This is a genomic window from Amycolatopsis sp. NPDC051758 (assembly GCF_044453095.1).
In the GTDB taxonomy this organism is placed as follows: domain Bacteria; phylum Actinomycetota; class Actinomycetes; order Mycobacteriales; family Pseudonocardiaceae; genus Amycolatopsis.
Genome location: NZ_JBITCJ010000002.1, coordinates 1,229,712 through 1,245,034 on the forward strand (window position 1 = coordinate 1,229,712; position 15,323 = coordinate 1,245,034).

General features: G+C 71.5%; 12 protein-coding genes. 8 read left to right on the plus strand and 4 right to left on the minus strand.

The window, feature by feature from the left end; all coding sequences use genetic code 11:
* Positions 1-76: 76 nt before the first annotated feature.
* Genes ACIA5G_RS14660 through ACIA5G_RS14680 form a run of 5 tightly spaced genes read left to right on the plus strand, consistent with a single transcriptional unit; the run spans position 77 to position 6,000 of the window.
* On the plus strand, positions 77-1,432 hold the full coding sequence (locus tag ACIA5G_RS14660) for an ABC transporter substrate-binding protein (protein ID WP_395923373.1): 1,356 nt from the start codon (positions 77-79) through the stop codon (positions 1,430-1,432).
* A complete protein-coding gene (locus tag ACIA5G_RS14665; RefSeq protein ID WP_395923374.1) occupies positions 1,429-2,325 on the plus strand; it encodes a carbohydrate ABC transporter permease in 897 nt (298 codons plus the stop codon). Before ACIA5G_RS14660 ends, ACIA5G_RS14665 begins: the two co-directional genes overlap by 4 nt.
* Positions 2,315-3,190 (plus strand): carbohydrate ABC transporter permease, encoded by an 876-nt coding sequence (locus ACIA5G_RS14670; RefSeq protein ID WP_395923375.1) that lies wholly within the window; start codon positions 2,315-2,317, stop codon positions 3,188-3,190. Before ACIA5G_RS14665 ends, ACIA5G_RS14670 begins: the two co-directional genes overlap by 11 nt.
* 18 nt (positions 3,191-3,208) lie before the next feature.
* Complete coding sequence (locus ACIA5G_RS14675) at positions 3,209-5,110, plus strand: hypothetical protein (protein ID WP_395923376.1); 1,902 nt, start codon at positions 3,209-3,211, stop codon at positions 5,108-5,110.
* Positions 5,107-6,000 (plus strand): amidohydrolase family protein, encoded by an 894-nt coding sequence (locus ACIA5G_RS14680; protein ID WP_395923377.1) that lies wholly within the window; start codon positions 5,107-5,109, stop codon positions 5,998-6,000. Before ACIA5G_RS14675 ends, ACIA5G_RS14680 begins: the two co-directional genes overlap by 4 nt.
* Positions 6,001-6,007: 7 nt before the next feature.
* On the opposite strand, the gene ACIA5G_RS14685 is transcribed toward ACIA5G_RS14680, so the two are convergent.
* Positions 6,008-6,661, minus strand: a complete 654-nt coding sequence (locus ACIA5G_RS14685; protein WP_395923378.1) for a TetR/AcrR family transcriptional regulator — start codon at positions 6,659-6,661, stop codon at positions 6,008-6,010.
* 85 nt (positions 6,662-6,746) lie between these two features.
* On the opposite strand from ACIA5G_RS14685, the gene ACIA5G_RS14690 reads away from it, so the two are divergent.
* Complete coding sequence (locus tag ACIA5G_RS14690; protein ID WP_395923379.1) at positions 6,747-7,712, plus strand: NAD(P)-dependent alcohol dehydrogenase; 966 nt, start codon at positions 6,747-6,749, stop codon at positions 7,710-7,712.
* 18 nt (positions 7,713-7,730) lie between these two features.
* Here the strand turns inward: ACIA5G_RS14690 and ACIA5G_RS14695 are convergent, their stop codons facing one another.
* Positions 7,731-8,594 (minus strand): LysR family transcriptional regulator, encoded by an 864-nt coding sequence (locus tag ACIA5G_RS14695; protein WP_395923380.1) that lies wholly within the window; start codon positions 8,592-8,594, stop codon positions 7,731-7,733.
* 58 nt (positions 8,595-8,652) lie between these two features.
* Here ACIA5G_RS14695 and ACIA5G_RS14700 point away from each other — a divergent pair, with 58 nt between their 5' ends.
* The gene (locus ACIA5G_RS14700) at positions 8,653-9,543 is read left to right on the plus strand and encodes an LLM class flavin-dependent oxidoreductase (RefSeq protein WP_395923381.1); all 891 of its coding nucleotides are present in this window, start codon (positions 8,653-8,655) and stop codon (positions 9,541-9,543) included.
* A gap of 99 nt (positions 9,544-9,642) precedes the next feature.
* The gene (locus ACIA5G_RS14705; RefSeq protein WP_395923382.1) at positions 9,643-10,671 is read left to right on the plus strand and encodes a helix-turn-helix domain-containing protein; all 1,029 of its coding nucleotides are present in this window, start codon (positions 9,643-9,645) and stop codon (positions 10,669-10,671) included.
* On the opposite strand, the gene ACIA5G_RS14710 is transcribed toward ACIA5G_RS14705, so the two are convergent.
* Positions 10,664-14,365 (minus strand): S8 family serine peptidase, encoded by a 3,702-nt coding sequence (locus ACIA5G_RS14710; RefSeq protein WP_395923383.1) that lies wholly within the window; start codon positions 14,363-14,365, stop codon positions 10,664-10,666. The two genes, ACIA5G_RS14705 and ACIA5G_RS14710, sit on opposite strands and share 8 nt — an antisense overlap.
* Positions 14,366-14,504: 139 nt before the next feature.
* Positions 14,505-15,254: an SDR family NAD(P)-dependent oxidoreductase gene (locus ACIA5G_RS14715; protein ID WP_395923384.1), complete on the minus strand. Its 750-nt coding sequence runs from the start codon at positions 15,252-15,254 to the stop codon at positions 14,505-14,507.
* Positions 15,255-15,323: the final 69 nt, after the last annotated feature.

Consider the following 15,323-nt stretch of genomic DNA (forward strand, 5'->3'; position numbering starts at 1 on the left):
ATGTGTCGGACACATAGCCGAAGTCCGTTGCCTGATCAGGTAGACCTGCGGGCACCACGATGGAGTGGAGTAGCTCATGACAGCCCCCGGAACCGGAAGATCAGCTCAACGCCGCCGACGGTCCGCCGGACTGGTGCTCGGCGTCGCGGCCGTCCTCGCCGCGGTCACGGCGTGCGGGAACGGCGGCAGCGGCACCGGCGCCCCGACCGAGTTCCAGCCCGTCCAGCAGACCGGCGGCCCGCTCACCGTGTGGGTCGACTCGACGCGGCTGCCCGCCGCGCAGCTGTACCAGAAGCAGCACCCGGCGGCGAAGCTGAACATCGTCACCTACGACGGCGACGCCAACGGCTCCAACTACCTGCAGACCAAGGTGAGCCTGTTCAACCGCACCCGCAGCGGCTGGCCGGACGTCGTGTTCAGCACCCAGAACAACGAGACGTCCTGGGCGGTGCAGGCCGGCTTCACCGCGCCGCTGAACAAGGGGCAGATCCCCGCCGCGACGCTGAGCGGCTGGGCCCCCGGCGCCAACGACCCGTGCACCGTGGACGGCACGCTCTACTGCCTGCGCAACGACCTCGCCCAGACCGTGCTCTGGTACAACGCTTCGCTGATGCAGCAGTGGAACTACCAGGTGCCCAAGACCTGGGAGGAGTACCAGGCACTGGGCCAGCGCGTCGCCACCGAGCACCCCGGCTACCTGGTCGGCACGGCCGGGGACAACTTCACCCCGGAGATCTACCTGTGGGCCGGCAAGTGCGGCGCCAACGAGATCACCGGCCCGAAGGCGGTGAAGGTCAACACCACCAGCCCGGCCTGCACCCGGATGGCGGCGCTGCTCGACACCCTGGTCAAGAACCGCACGATGTCCACCAGCAGCGTGTTCAGCTCGGACTTCGACAAGAACTCCGGCGACAAGATCCTCATGCTGCCGGGGCCGTCCTGGTTCGGCGGATCGATCTTCCAAGAGTCCTTGAAGACGCCCAAGGGCCAGATCGGCGTCGCGCCGATGCCGCAGTGGGCCGGCGAAACCGCCCCGTCGGTCGGCAACGTCGGCGGGGGCACCTGGCTGCTGTCCGCCCACAGCGCCAACCTCAAGGACGCCACCGACTTCCTCACCTGGGTGACCACCGCGCCCGACTACCAGGGCCAGATCGCGCCGGGCTACCCGGCGAACACGACCGCGGCGAAGGCCTGGCTGACGAAGCAGACGGCCAGCGGGTACTACGCCGGCGACATCACCGGGCCGATGCAGACGGCCGCCGCGCAGGTGTGGCCGGGCTGGGGTTACGGGCAGTTCAGCCAGGAAGCGATCTGGGCCGCGACCGTCACCCCCGGCCAGACCGCCGGCAAGACGATCGTCTCCCTGCTGCCCGACTGGCAGAAGGCGATCACCGACTACGCGAAGTCCAACGGGTACGAGGTCAGCCAGTGAGCACGGCCGGCGCGCCGTCCCGGCGACGGACGCGCTGGCCGGGCCGGGCCGGCCACCTCTTCGTCGCCGCCTACGTCGTCCTGCTGGTCGCGTTCGGGGTGGTGCCCACGGTGTACGCGATCTACTTCGCGTTCACCGACGCGGGCGACCGCTTCGCCGGCCTGGCGAACTTCGTCGACGCCGCCGCCGACTTCCGGTACCTCTCCGCCGTCGGGCACGTGGCGCTCTACCTGCTGTGCTGGCTGGTGTCGCTGGTGGTGTTCGTCGTCGGGCTGGCGCTGCTGCTGCACCGCCTGACCTCCCGGGCGGCCGGCACCACCCTGCGTTTCCTCTACTACATCCCCGGGGCGCTGGCCGGTGCGGCCAGCGTCATGGTCTGGCTGTTCATGCTGGACCCGTCGGTGAGCCCGCTGAGCTTCTTGTTGCGGGCGTTCGGTTTCGACACCTTCGGCGAGGTCGTCGCGCCCGGGCACCTACCGGTCCTGTTCACCATGATCGCCTTCTGGACCGGGGCGGGCGGCTGGATCGTCGTGATGTACGGCGCGCTGAACAACATCAACCCCGACCTGCTGGAGGCGGCGCGGATCGACGGCGCGGGCGTGTGGCAGACCGCGTGGCGCATCCAGATCCCCTTGCTGCGCAAGTGGATCGTCTACATGGTGATCCTCGCCTTCGCCGGCGGCACCCAGCTGTTCGTCGAACCGCAGCTGCTCTCGCAGGCGAGTGTCGGGGTCGCCGGCCGCGACTACTCGCTCAACCAGCTCTCCTACGACTTCGCCTTCCAGAACAACAACGTGAACACGGCCGCGGCCATCTCGGTGGAGCTGCTGGTGATCGGGGTGGTCGTCGCCGGTGTGTTCGTGGCCCGATCGGGGTTCTTCGATGCCGACTAGGCCCCGCCGGAAGCTGCCGAACCCGTTGTCGGTGCTGGTGCTCGCGCTGTTCGTGATCTTCTTCGTGCTGCCGGTGCTGTGGCTGCTGCTGGCCGCGACCAAGACCGACGACCAGCTCGTGCACGGAAACCCGCTGTCGTTCGGCTCGTGGGGCGCGCTCGGGGACAACTGGAGCGCGCTGACCACGTTCGGGGACAACGCGATCTTCCTCTGGCTGGGCAACTCCGCGCTCTACTCGTTCATCGCGCTCGCGATCACGCTGTGCGTGGCGATCCCGGCCGGCTACGCCCTCGCGATGACCGAGTTCCGCGGCCGGCACACGCTGCTCGTCGCGACACTGGTGGTCATGCTGATGCCGAACGCGACGCTGGTGGTCCCGCTGTTCCTCGAAGTCAACGCCGTCCACCTGATCGGCTCGATGTGGTCGATCATCCTGCCGTACTCGTTCTACCCGTTCGGCGTGTACCTGACCTACATCTACTTCTCCACCGCGCTCCCCCGCGACCTGATCGACGCGGCCGAGCTCGACGGCTGCTCGCCGTTCGGCGTGTTCCGCCACATCGCCCTGCCCCTGGCAGCGCCGGTCGTCGCCCTCGTCGGGTTCTTCAGCTTCGTCGCCAACTGGACCAACTACTTCCTGCCGTACGTCCTGCTCCCGGAAAGCGACCAGTTCCCCGTCCAGGTCGGCCTGGGCACCCTGCTCAACGCCGTCCCGCAGTTCAACCCGACCGTCGGCACCGCGGCGGTCCAGCGCCCGGAACTCGCGCTGGCCACCCTGCTCGCGATCACCCCGGTGCTCGTCGTCTTCCTCTTCTCCCAACGTTTCCTGGTCGCCGGGATGCTCGCCGGCGCGACCAAGGAGTAACCACCATGGAGAACTTTGATGCATCCCGTCATCACGGCCACGGTGCCCCTGCTCGAACCGCCGGGCTGGGCGATCGCGCAGCGCGAGCTGTTCACCCTGCTCGACCGGGCCTGGCGCCGGTTCGCCGGTGATTTCACCGGCCCGGACGGACGGCTGCGGTACGAGGGCGAGCTCACCACCCGCGACGGCGTGGACGACTTCTACGAGACGTTCTTCAACTGGCCGCAGCTCTACCTGCTCGGCGGCGCGGACGACCTGCTCGCCGAGTCCGAGCACCACTGGGAAGGCGTCACCCGGCAGCTGACCGAGCTGGGCATGCTGCACGACGAGTACGAACGCGGCTACGACTGGTTCCACCAAGGCGAAAGCCTGCTGCTGCTGTACTTCCTGTCCATGGCCGCACCCGCGCGGTGGCGGGAGCGGGCGCTGCGGTTCGCGGAGCTCTACGTCGATCCGGCACACGGCAACTACGATCCCGTCCACCGCATCATCCGGCGTCCCCACAACGGCAGCGACCCCGCGCGCGAAGGGCTCTTCGACGGCGCCTCCTACCCGTGGCTGCCCCGGGAGGCCATGACGTACGGCTTCCCGCTGGAGTGGCTGCCGCCGGAGGACTCCGCACTGGGCGAGCAGATGCGCCGGCGGATGGGGGTCGGCGACACCGCGGTCAACCTGGCGGCGTCCGGGCTGGTCCTCAACGCCCTGCTGCTCTCGGGTGACGAGCGCTACCGCGACTGGCTCGCCGAGTACGTGGGCGCCTGGCGTGAGCGCGCGGCCGCCAACGGCGGCATCCTGCCCGACAACGTCGCGCCCGACGGCACCGTGGGCGGGCTGCTGGAGGGGCGCTGGTACGGCGGGCACTACGGCTGGTCGTGGCCGCACGGCTGGTACAGCGTCGGGCATGCCGCCGTCGTCGGCGCGCTCTCGGCCGCGCTCGCCACGGGCGACGACACGTTCACCGACCTGGTGCGCCCGGCCCTGGACGAGATGATCGCCCAGGGCAAGGTGATGGCCTTCACCGAAGCGGACTCCAGCCTCGGCTCCAAGTGGTCGGTCCAGCTGCGCGAGGACGTGCACACGCCGACGTTGCACGTTCCCTTCCGCCACGACGACCGCGGCTGGTTCGACTACAACCCGATGCTGATGGGCGTCCCGGTCGCGCTGTGGCACCACTCCGCGTCGGCCGACGACCGGGACCGCATCGAACGGCTGCGGGCCGCGAGCGGCTACGACTGGCAGACCGTGCGGCCCTTCCGCAGCAAGGAAGAGGCCGGCCACGAAGAGCCCTGGTTCGCCTACCTCGCCGGCGACGACCCCGGCTACCCGGAGCGGATCCTGGCCGCGGCACAGGCCCAGGTGCGCCACCGGCTGACCCGGATGGAGCGCTACCGCGACCGGGACGTCCCGGAAGCCGACATCCACCTGTGGCAGCAGTCCAACCCGGTGGTCACCGAGGCGCTGGTCCAGCTCACCTGGGGTGCCCCGCAGGTCGTCTACAACGGCGGCTTGCAGCAGGCCCGCGTGCGCTACTACGACGCACAGGCGCGGCGCCCGGGCCTGCCGCCGTCGGTGTCGGCGCTGGTTTCGCGCATCGACCCGGAGGAGACCGTGCTCGACCTGGTCAACCTCGACCCGGAAGAACGGCGGTCGGTGATCGTGCAGGCGGGGGCGTTCGCCGAGCACCACATCCGCACCGCGCGCTACAGCGTCTGCGACGACCCGTCGTGGATCGGCGACCTCTACGACTACGGCCACGGCGAGCCGACGGTGACGTCCACGTCGATCGGCGTCGGCGGGCCGTGGCTCCAGGTGGAGCTGCCTCGTTCTACCCGCATCCGGCTGACCTTGCGGCTCGCCCTGCGCGCCCGCCCGCCGTCCTACGCCACCCCGTTCGACGAACCCTCGGCGGGTACCGGGTGAAGCGGCCGACCCTCGACGCGCACGTGCACTTCTGGGACCCGCGACGGCTGCGCTACCCCTGGCTCGACGGCACCGCGGCCCTCGACCGGCCGTTCACCCCCGGCGACTTCCCGGGCCGCCCCCGCAGCGACGTCATCGTCGTCGAGGCGGGACGGGTGCCCGCGGATGCCGCCGGCGAGATCGCTTGGCTACGGCAGGAAGCGCGTCAGCAGCCCTGGATCCGCGGCATCGTCGCGCACGTCGACGTCGAAGACCCGGCGGCGACGAGCCGGTTCGTCGCCGGGTACGGCGGTGACCCGTTCGTGGCCGGGGTCCGGCGCAACGTGCAGGACGAAGCGCCCGGTTTCCTTCGCGACAGCGGGTTCCGGGCGGGCGTGCGGCTGCTGGGCGAGGCGGGGCTGCCGTTCGACGCGTGCGTTCGCGCCCACCAGCTGCCCGAGCTCACCGAACTGGCGGCCGCCTGCCCGCGGACCACGATCGTCCTGGACCACCTCGGCAAGCCGGCGCCGGGCGGCCCCGGGTACGAGCGGTGGCGCCAGGACCTGCGCCGGCTGGCCCGGCACGGAAACGTCCGCGCCAAGCTGTCCGGCCTGGCTACCGAGACCACCCCGGGCACCGTCCGCTCGGTCGTGGTTGACGCGGTGCGCGAAGCCCTGGACACGTTCGGCCCCGACCGGTGCCTGTACGGCAGCGATTGGCCGGTCATGACCTTGGCGACGGACCACGAGGCGTGGCTGGACCTGGTCCACGACGCGCTCGCCCCCCACCCCGCCGCGGCCGCCGAAGCGGTTTTCCACCACAACGCCGCCCGGACCTACCGGACGCCCGGACCGGGAGCACACCGAGGTTCGGCACTCCGGCGATCGCTGGAGCAGCCGGACCACACTTGACCGGTCGTCAGCCGGCCGGAGCCGGGAAACCACCCAGTGACAACGCGGAAGGCGCAGGCAGCCTCCCGTTCGCCGCGTCGGCGCGAAAGGCCTGGAGCAGGTACGCGACCAGGCGGCGGGACGCCGCACGATCATCCGGCAGAGCGGTGACGAGGCCACCGTGGGCCTGGAAGACCACCGCGAGGTCGGAAGGGTGGAAGTCGGCCCGCAGCGCCCCCGCCGCCTGCGCCCGGCGGACCAGCGTCGCGAGACCTCGGTCGGCCCGCGTCCGGGCCCGCGTGTGGGCCGCCGCCTCGGCCGGGAAGGCGGCGGTGAACGCGGCCGGGAATCCCCGTTCCGCCCGCTGCAGCTCGCAGATCGTCTCGATCAGCCGCCGGAATCCCCGCCACGGGTCGGGATCGGCGAGTGCCTCGGTGAAGGCTCGGGTGCAGGTCTCCATCTGCTGCGTGAACGCGGCCCGCACCAGTGCGTCGCGGGTCGGGAATCGCCGGTACAGGGTGGCGACCCCGACGCCGGCGCGCCGGGCCACGGTCGCCATGGGCGCGTTGATCCCGCGCTCGGCGAAAACCTCGCGGGCGGCGACCAGGATGCGTTCCTGGTTGCGCCGCGCGTCCGCACGCAGTTCGTCCCGGGGCCGTATCCGAGAAGGTGCTCCGGGCATTGTCTCTCACCTCGACCGAAACGGATGACCTCGTCCACTTGCCAGCCTAGCGTCGCCGTCAGTGCCCCCGACGAAGGTGAGAACGGTGAACGACCGCACAATGAAGGCAGTGCTTTTCGACCGCTACGGCGAGCCCGGCGTGCTCTACGTCGGCCGGGTGCCGCGGCCGGTGCCGGCACCCGGCGAGGTGCTGGTGCGGGTGCGCGCGTTCAGCGTCAACGGCGGCGAACTGGCCGCCCGCTCCGGAAAGGTCCGCCTGCTCACCGGCCGGAAGTTCCCCCAGCGCGTCGGCCTGGACCTCACCGGCGAAGTGTCCGCACTCGGTGCCGGGACAACCGGGTTCACGGTCGGCGACCGCGTCTGGGGCGTGCTGGGGCGCACCTCCGGCTTCGGCAGCGCCGCCGAGTACGTCGCGGTGCCGGCCGGCCGGCTCGGCCTGGTGCCGGCTGGTCTGGACCTGGTCGACGCCGCGACGCTGCCGGTCGCGACCACGGCGGTGACCGCGTTGCGGGACAAGGCCGTGCTCCGCCCCGGCGAACGGCTGCTCGTCCGAGGCGCGGCCGGCGGCGTCGGAAACACCGCCGTCCAACTCGGACACGCTTACGGAGCCGAGGTCACGGCCTTGGCGCGGGCCGCCAATCTCGGCTTCGTCCGCGGGCTCGGCGCCGACCGCGCGCTGGACCACCGGACCCTCCGGCTCCCGGAACTGGGCCGGTTCGACGTGGTCCTGGACACCGTGGGCACCGACCTCCCGAGCTTCCGGCGGTTGCTCGCACCGGGTGGCCGCATGGTGACCATCGCCTTCGACCCGGCCCGGGCCGTCCGATCGCTGGGCTACCTCGCGGTGAGCGCGGTGCACGGACGCGGCCGCGTGCGCGCGTTCAGCGGCAATCCCCTGCGGGCACAGCTGGACGACCTCGCCCGGCACGTGACCGAAGGGAAACTCGGCCCGGCGGTCGACAAGGTGTTCACCCTGGAGGAGACGGCGGAAGCGCACCGGGCCCTGGAAGCCGGTGGTGTGCGGGGCAAGTACGTCGTCCGGGTCGACTAGCGCGCACCCCGGCCGCGGTCACGGAAGATCGGTGAACGCCCGGACGAACGAGGACACGCAGACCTCCGGAGTACGCAGCGAAGCGACGATGTGCCCGTCGATGCTCAGCGGCGGGTCCAGCGGCAGCGCACGGACCCGGCGCGCGGCGAACCCGGTCAGCTGCTCCGCGGTCAGCAGCGTCCAGGCCCCGTGCCCGCCGCCGATCTCGATGAGGACGGTCAGGACCGAGCCGCCCGACCGCCCCATCGATCCCCGGCCGGCCCGGTGCAACGCCGAGGTCACCGCGTCGTGCAACGCCGGGTCCTCCTCACGCGCCGGCAAGCGCAGGGCCGCACGGTCCAGATCGGCCAGCCGCACCAGCGGGAGATCGGCCGCCGGGTGCTCGTCGGACACCACGGCCAGCAGCGACTCGGACCACGCGCGCACCACGCGGACGCCGTCCGCCTCGACCGGGCCACGGACCAGCGCCAGGTCCAGCTCACCACCCCGGACGGCGGCGAGCCGCGCGGGCACCGGCAGGTCGACCAGCGACGCCTGGGCGGGCCGGGCCCCGTCGAGCAGGAGCTCCGCGGCGCGTTCCAGCCGCGCGGTCAGGCCGGGAGCCACACCGATCCGCAGGTGGGCGGCCGGTTCTCCGGCGACCACACGCACGCGGGCCGCGGCCGCGAGGGTCTCCTGGGCGGCTTCCAGCACACGCACACCGGCCGGCGTGAGCCGGACGTGCCGTGGCGAGCGGTCGAACAGCCGGGTGCCGAGGTCTCGTTCGAGCCGCGCGATCTGATGGCTGACGGCCGGCTGCACGATGTTGAGCCGCTCGGCGGCCCGGCCGAAGTGCAGCTCCTCGGCGACCGTCACGAAGTACCGCAGCGCGCGCAGTTCCACGTCTCCTCCAGGGCGGCAGGCGGCCACGATGACAAAAAGTGATCGCTGAGCAGTCTAGGTGGGGCTGGTTCGGCCGGGCGCCGGCGACTGGGATGAAGGCATGCGCATCGGCACCGGCTTGATCAGTCCCCCGTCCCCGGCCGAGGTGGTGTCCGCCGCGGCCGACGCCGCCGACCGCGGCCTCGCCGGCTTCTGGACCAACCAGAACCCCGGCGGCTGGGACCCGCTCACCCTGCTGGCTTCCCTCGGCCGACGCCCGGCCGAGGTCGGCACGGCCATCGTCGCCACCTACCCCCGCCACCCCGTGACCACGGCCACCGAGGCACTCACCCTCCAAGCCGCCGCCGGCGGTCTCACCCTGGGCGTCGGCCCCAGCCACGCCTGGTACGTCCAGGACCAGCTCGGCCTCCCCTACACCTCCCCGCTGCGGCACACCCGCGAGTACCTGACCGTGCTGCGCCCCTTGCTGCACGGCCGCCCCGTGCGGTTCGACGGCGAGTTCTTCACGGTCGACACCCGGCTCGAGATCACCGCCCCGGCGCCCGGCCTCCTGCTGTCGGCCCTCGGGCCCCGCATGCTCGAGCTGGCCCACGATCTCGCCGACGGAGTGGCCGCGGCCTGGGTCACGCCGGACATGGTCGCCCGGCACATCGCCCCGCGCACGGCCCCCGGCGCGCGCATCGTCGCCCAAGCCGTCACCTTGCTGAGCCCGGACCCCGACCGGGCCCGCGCCGAATTCGCCGGGCAGCTCACCGCGGTCGGCCGGATGCCCGCGTACCGCGCCTCACTCGACCGCGCGGGACTCTCCGGCCCGGCCGACACACTCGTCATCGGAGACGACACCACGGTGACCGACGCGGTGAAGCGCTATCAGGACGCCGGAGTGACCGATCTGATCGTCGTCCCCCTCAACGAGCGGAGCCGCACGCTGGACCTCGTGCTCGCCTGAACCGGTCCGACCCGTTCACCCGTTTGCCCCCGCGTTGTAGGTTGTCGACAAGCCATCAGCGCCGATGGGAAACCCTTCGGCACGTGGCCAGGAGGTTTTGTGCTGGAAGCACTGGGCATGACTCCCGACGAAGAGCGGGTCTACCGGGTGATCGTCGGCGGGTACCGGACCGCCCCCGGCGAGATCGCGGGCCAGGCGGGCGTGGGCCGCGGAGAAGTGGACTCGATCCTGGAGGTCCTGCTGGCGAAGGGGCTCGTCAGCAAGGCCGACGAGCACTACATGTCCGCGCCGCCGGACGTCTCGCTCGGGCCGCTGCTGGTGCAGGGTCAGGAGAAGCTGGAGGCCGCCCGGGCCGCGGTGACCCAGCTCGCCGAGGAGTACCGCGGCAGTGCGCGGCGGCGTGACTCCGCGCAGCTCGTCGAGGTCATCACCGGGGTGGACGCGATCCGGCGGCAGGCCCTCGCCATCCAGCGCGGGGCCCGCGAAGAGTCGCTGTGGTTCTGCCTGGAGGGCAACGTCGCGATGGCGGCGTCGGAGAACGTCGAGGAGGCGCTGGCCCAGGCCCGCGGGGTGCAGTACCGCGTGATCTACGAGACCGGCCTGCTCGAAGAACCCGGCCGGATCGTCAACGTCCTGGAGGGCATCGAGGGTGGCGAGATCGCCCGCTCGATCTCGAAACTGCCGGTGCGCCTGGCCATCTCCGACCGCCGGGTGGCCCTGTGCCCGCTGGTCAGCCACGACAGCACGGGCGAGCCCACCGCCGCGCTCGTCCGGGAGAGCAGCCTGCTGTCCGCGCTGGTCGCGTTGTTCGAGGTCTACTGGGAACGCGCGTCGCCGCTGCGGATCGGCGACACCGCGCCCACGAGCCACCTCGACCCGGACGAGCGGCGGCTGCTGTCCCTGCTCATCGGCGGGGTCAGTGACAAGTCGATCGCGACGCAGCTCGACGTCAGCTACCGGACCGTCCAGCGGCGTCTGCAGGACCTGATGCGCCGGGTCAACGTCCGCACCCGGATGCAGCTGGCCTGGCAAGCGAGCAAACTCGGCTGGCTGGACGAGCCGAGCCCCGGGCGCCTCCTGCCGCGTGACGGCGGAAGGCACCCGGAGCCCGTGCGTGACGCTATTTGAGCCCGTACGCCCGGAGCACCGTCTGGTCGACGGAGTTGCCCGCGTTGTCGGTGGCCTGCACCCGCAACCCGACGTAGGAGTTCGTGGCACCGAGCGACGGGTGGTCGATCGTGGCCTCATAGGACTTCCCGGTGCGCTTGACGTCGACGGCGCGCCACGTCTTGCCGTCGTCGTAGGACGCCCAGGCCTTCATCGACCGCACGTCCGGCACGGCCATCCCGTCCTGGAACCGCGCGGTCAGCCCGATCTTGGCCTTGCGGCCGGCCGGGAGCCGGTTGCCGGCGTCGGCGTCCACCGCGTAATCCAGCTGCAGCAACGGAAGCAGCGCCGGTGACGCCGACCGTGCCGAGCGGAACGTCCACGACGTCTGCGTGCCGGTGCCGAACAGCCACTCCGGCGAATCGCGCCGCACCGACAGGTCGAGCCGGTAGGTCGCCGGGTCCGCGCCGGCCGGGAAGGTCCCCCACGCGTACGGCTGTTCCGACACGAGTTTGCCGTCACGGAACAGCTTCGCCGACGTGGTCGCCGGGGCGGCCTGGTCGTCGCCTTCGTTGAACCCGTAGTGCCCGGCCTGGCTGTCGACGAACTCCGGGATCTGGATCCGGAGGTTGTCACCCTCGCGGGTCGAGTCCATCCCCGGCACGCCCCGCGGGATGGCGGGCCGCACGACCGGCGCGAACCAGTCCTCGGTGAGGTTTTCCTTGCCCGTGTAGGTGCGCGGCGCCGAGGTCATGCCGCCGTCGAGCGGCGACATCTCGTCCCAGACCAGGCCGTGCTTGACCCGGTGCTGCCACAGGACGTCCCCCGAACTCACGTACTCCTCCCGGGTCGACGGCGTCGCCACGTACCGCTGGTACTCGTTGACGGCGAAGTCCTGCCACGGCTTCCACGCGAACCGCTGTTCCTTGGCCTCACCGCCGCTGCCGGTCTGGCGGTAGTGGGTGGTGACGGTCGCGGTGTTCGCGGCGGTGACCCGGTGCACGATCTTCTCCGGGATCCGGCCGCGCTCGGTCTGCACCACGTCGTAGAGGTACGGGCTGACCGCGATCCCCTGCAGGCTCAGGAAAGCCGGGAAGCGCTTGATCCTGGCGAGGAGCGCCACGCCCTCGTCCCGGTCGAGCTGGACGGTCGGGATCGGCAGGAACGGCGCCGCGCTGATCGACGGCACCGAGGCGGTGCCCCAGCCGTCCGGCACGGTGATGAAGACCATCGCCGCCCCGGCCTCCGCGGCGGCGCGGGAGACGTCGTCGCGGTTGTAGTCCGCCGGGTCCGGGTCGACGATCGCGGCCTTCCCGCGCACGTTCGCCTTCTTGAAGTCCGCCGGTTTGCCCTGCCCCGCCGAGACGGCCTGCAGCAGCCGCCAGCCGTCCAGTTTCGGTGATCCGGCGAGGTAGCGGGTCGTGAGCGGGTCACGGCCGCCGAGGACGTTCGCCGTCAACGGCGGCGCGATCCTCGACCAGCGGGAGCCGAACTCGAAGGCGCCGGTCGTCACCTTCGGCGTCGGGGTGACCCGGAGCTCGCGGGTGTAGTCGAACTGCATGGCGTAGTTCGCGATCTTGCGCGGACCGAGTTCCCGGTAGGTGTAGTAGCTCCAGATCCCGGCCTGTTCCGACGGTTTCGGGGTCTCGATCTCCACCTTCACCGCCTTGCGGGCGTCCAGCACGATGTTCGTGTCGCCGGTGATCCGGATCTCCGGCTGGACGACCTGGTAGACGGACAGGCTGTTGTCGGCGCCGTTGACCTGCGCGGTCAGGTAGTACACGCCCGCGCCGAGCTCGACCGTCAGGCTGTCGCCGCCCAGCCAGGTGTTCACGTCGAAGCGGTAGTCCTCGCCGTACATCAGCAGCCACGGCGCGACGGTGGGTTTGCCCTGCAGGTCGAGTGCGGTGAGGGTGACCTTGTGCTTCGGCGCGGTCTTGTCCGCCCCGAGTGCGGTGTGCACGGCCACACCGTCCGCGGTTGCGGTGAGCCGCCCGCTGTAGGTGCCCGCCGCCAGTTTCGCCGGGTCACCGGTGATCGTGACGGTCGCCTGACCACCAGCGGGAACGTCCACAGTGGATTTGTCGATTCGGATCCCGTCGGCGGCGGGGACGCCGGCCAGGGACTTGGCGTCGAGGGCGAGCTTCAGGGAGACCGGCGTGGCGCCCACGTTGGCGTAAGTGACCACTTTGGACACCGGCGCCCGGCCGTCCTCGACCGCGCCGAGGTTGAGCGTGCCGGTGGCGAACACCTTCTGCTTCACCGCGCGCGCCACGTCGACCCGGCCGCCGCCCTGCTCGAACACCGAGAGTCCGTTGGCGGTCAGGGAAGTGCTGGCCAGCGCGTCCTTCAGTTGCCTGCCTGTCCAGTCGGGGTGCTGCTGGGCGAGGATCGCCACCGCCCCCGCGACGTGCGGAGTGGCCATCGACGTGCCGGAGGCGGCGGTGTAGTGGTCGTCGACGACGTCGCCCATGGCGGTCCCCGCGGCGCGGGCGGCGACGATGCCGACGCCGGGCGCGGTGATGTCGGGCTTGACGGCGTTGTCGCCCAAGCGCGGGCCGCGGCTGGAGAACGGCGCCAGGCTCTCGTCACGGCCGACCGCACCGACGGTCAGCGCGGCTTCGGCGGTGCCCGGCGAGCCGATCGTGTACGCGCCCAGTTCGCCGTCGTTGCCGCCGGCCACCACGAAGAGCGTGCCGGTCTGCGCGCTGAGCGCGTCGAGACCGAGGCTGAGGGCGTCGGTGCCGTCGGTCGGACCGCCGCCGAGGCTCATGTTGACCGCCTTGGCGCCGGAGTGCGCCGCCCACTCCATCCCGGCGAGGACCCAGGACTCGTAGCCGAAGCCGTCGTCGTCGAGCACCTTGCCGACGAGCAGTTTTGCGCCCGGCGCGGCGCCCTTGAGCTTGCCGCCCGAGGCGGCGCCGGAGCCCGCGATCGTCGAGGCGACGTGCGTGCCGTGGCCGAAGTGGTCGGTGGTGTCGGGGCTGGTCGTGAAGTTGACCGCCTCCTTGACACGCCCGGCCAGGTCGGGATGGGTGGCGTCGTACCCGGTGTCGAGCACGGCGACCGTGGTGCCGGTGCCGTCGTAACCCGCGGCCCACGCCTCGGGCGCGCCGATCTGCGGGACGCTGCGGTCGAGGGAGGCACGGACCTTGCGGTCCAGGGAGATCCGCTCGATCGTTTTACCCGCCGACGACGTCCAGAACGCGCCGGCGTTGGCCTTGCTGGCCCGCGCGGAACGGCCGTTGACGCTGGTCAGCGTCGCACCCAGCTCGGCGGCCTTCGGGGCTGCTTCGGCGGTGCGGAGGTCGGCGCCCTTGCGGTAGGTGAGGATCAGCGGGAGGGTCGTCGACTGCTCGTCGGCGTACCCCTCGGCGATCAGCTCGGTGACGTCGAACAGGTTCCGGTCCACCTGCTTCGAGCCCAGCCGGGGGGCGACGTCCTCGGGGAAGACGCTGAGGTGGCCGTCGATCTCCTGCTGGTGGAACCGGATCTTCTCCCGGCCCGGCGCGGGCTGGACGGTGGCGGCCTGCTTGCCGCCGGGCTGCCGTTCGACCTGGACGATGTCCCCGGTGAGCAGGGTGACCGAATGACGTTCGACGCCCGCGGGTGACGGCGCCGCCTCCGGGCCGGGGGCCGCGTTCGCGGCTCCGGCGGTGCCTGCGGCCAGGCTGCCGACGCAGGCCACGACCAGAACAGATGATCTCCAGTGCATCGCACCAGGCTCGCGCCGTCGCCGCCGTTCGTCACTAGGGCGGCGGCGTCCGAATCACGACACGTCGCATCTTCGTCAGCGGCGGGCCGTGTCCGTGGTGGCGTGACAGCCCGGCCGTCACGCCACCACGGACCGGGGTTCAGATCTGGTTCTCACCGCCGTCGACGTACAGGTTGCTACCGAGCACGAAGCTGCTGTCCGGCGAGGCGAGGAAGACCACCGCGGCGGCCGCCTCGTCCGGGTGGCCCATCCGGCCGATCGCGATGTCGCCGGCCAGCTTCGCCTTGAACTCGTCCTCGTTCTCCGCGCCGACCAGCTCGGTGATCCCGTTGGTGTCGATCGGTCCCGGCGAGACGGCGTTGACGCGGATGCCCCGGCCTGTGAGCTCGTGGGCCCAGGTCCGCGCGAACGACCGGACGGCGGCCTTGGACGCGGCGTACACGCCGAAGGCCGGGGTGCCGTTGTCGGCGGCGGTGGAGGCGTTCAGGATCACCGACGCGCCGTCGTTGAGCAGGGGCAGCGCCTTCTGCACGGTGAGCAGCGTGCCCTTGACGTTGACGTCGAAGATCCGGTCGTACTCCTCCGTGGTGACCTGCTCGAGCGTCGCGAACGCGGCGGTGGCCGCGTTGGCGAAGAGCACGTCGAGGCCCTGACCGCGGTCGCGCACCGCGTCGTACAGGCGGTCCAGGTCGGCCGGGTCCGTGATGTCGCCCGGCACCGCGGTGACCCCGCGGCCGATGATCTCGACGGCCTCGTCCAGCTCGGTTTTGCGCCGGCCGGTGATGAACACGTGCGCCCCTTCGGCGACCAGCCGCGCGGCGGTGGCCCGGCCGATCCCCCGCGTGCCGCCGCCGGTCACAACGGCGGTCTTGCCTTCCAGCTTTCCCATGACCCGAACCTCCACAGATTTCAGCACCGATCGGTACAGATCTCGACCGTAGCACTTCCGAACCGATCG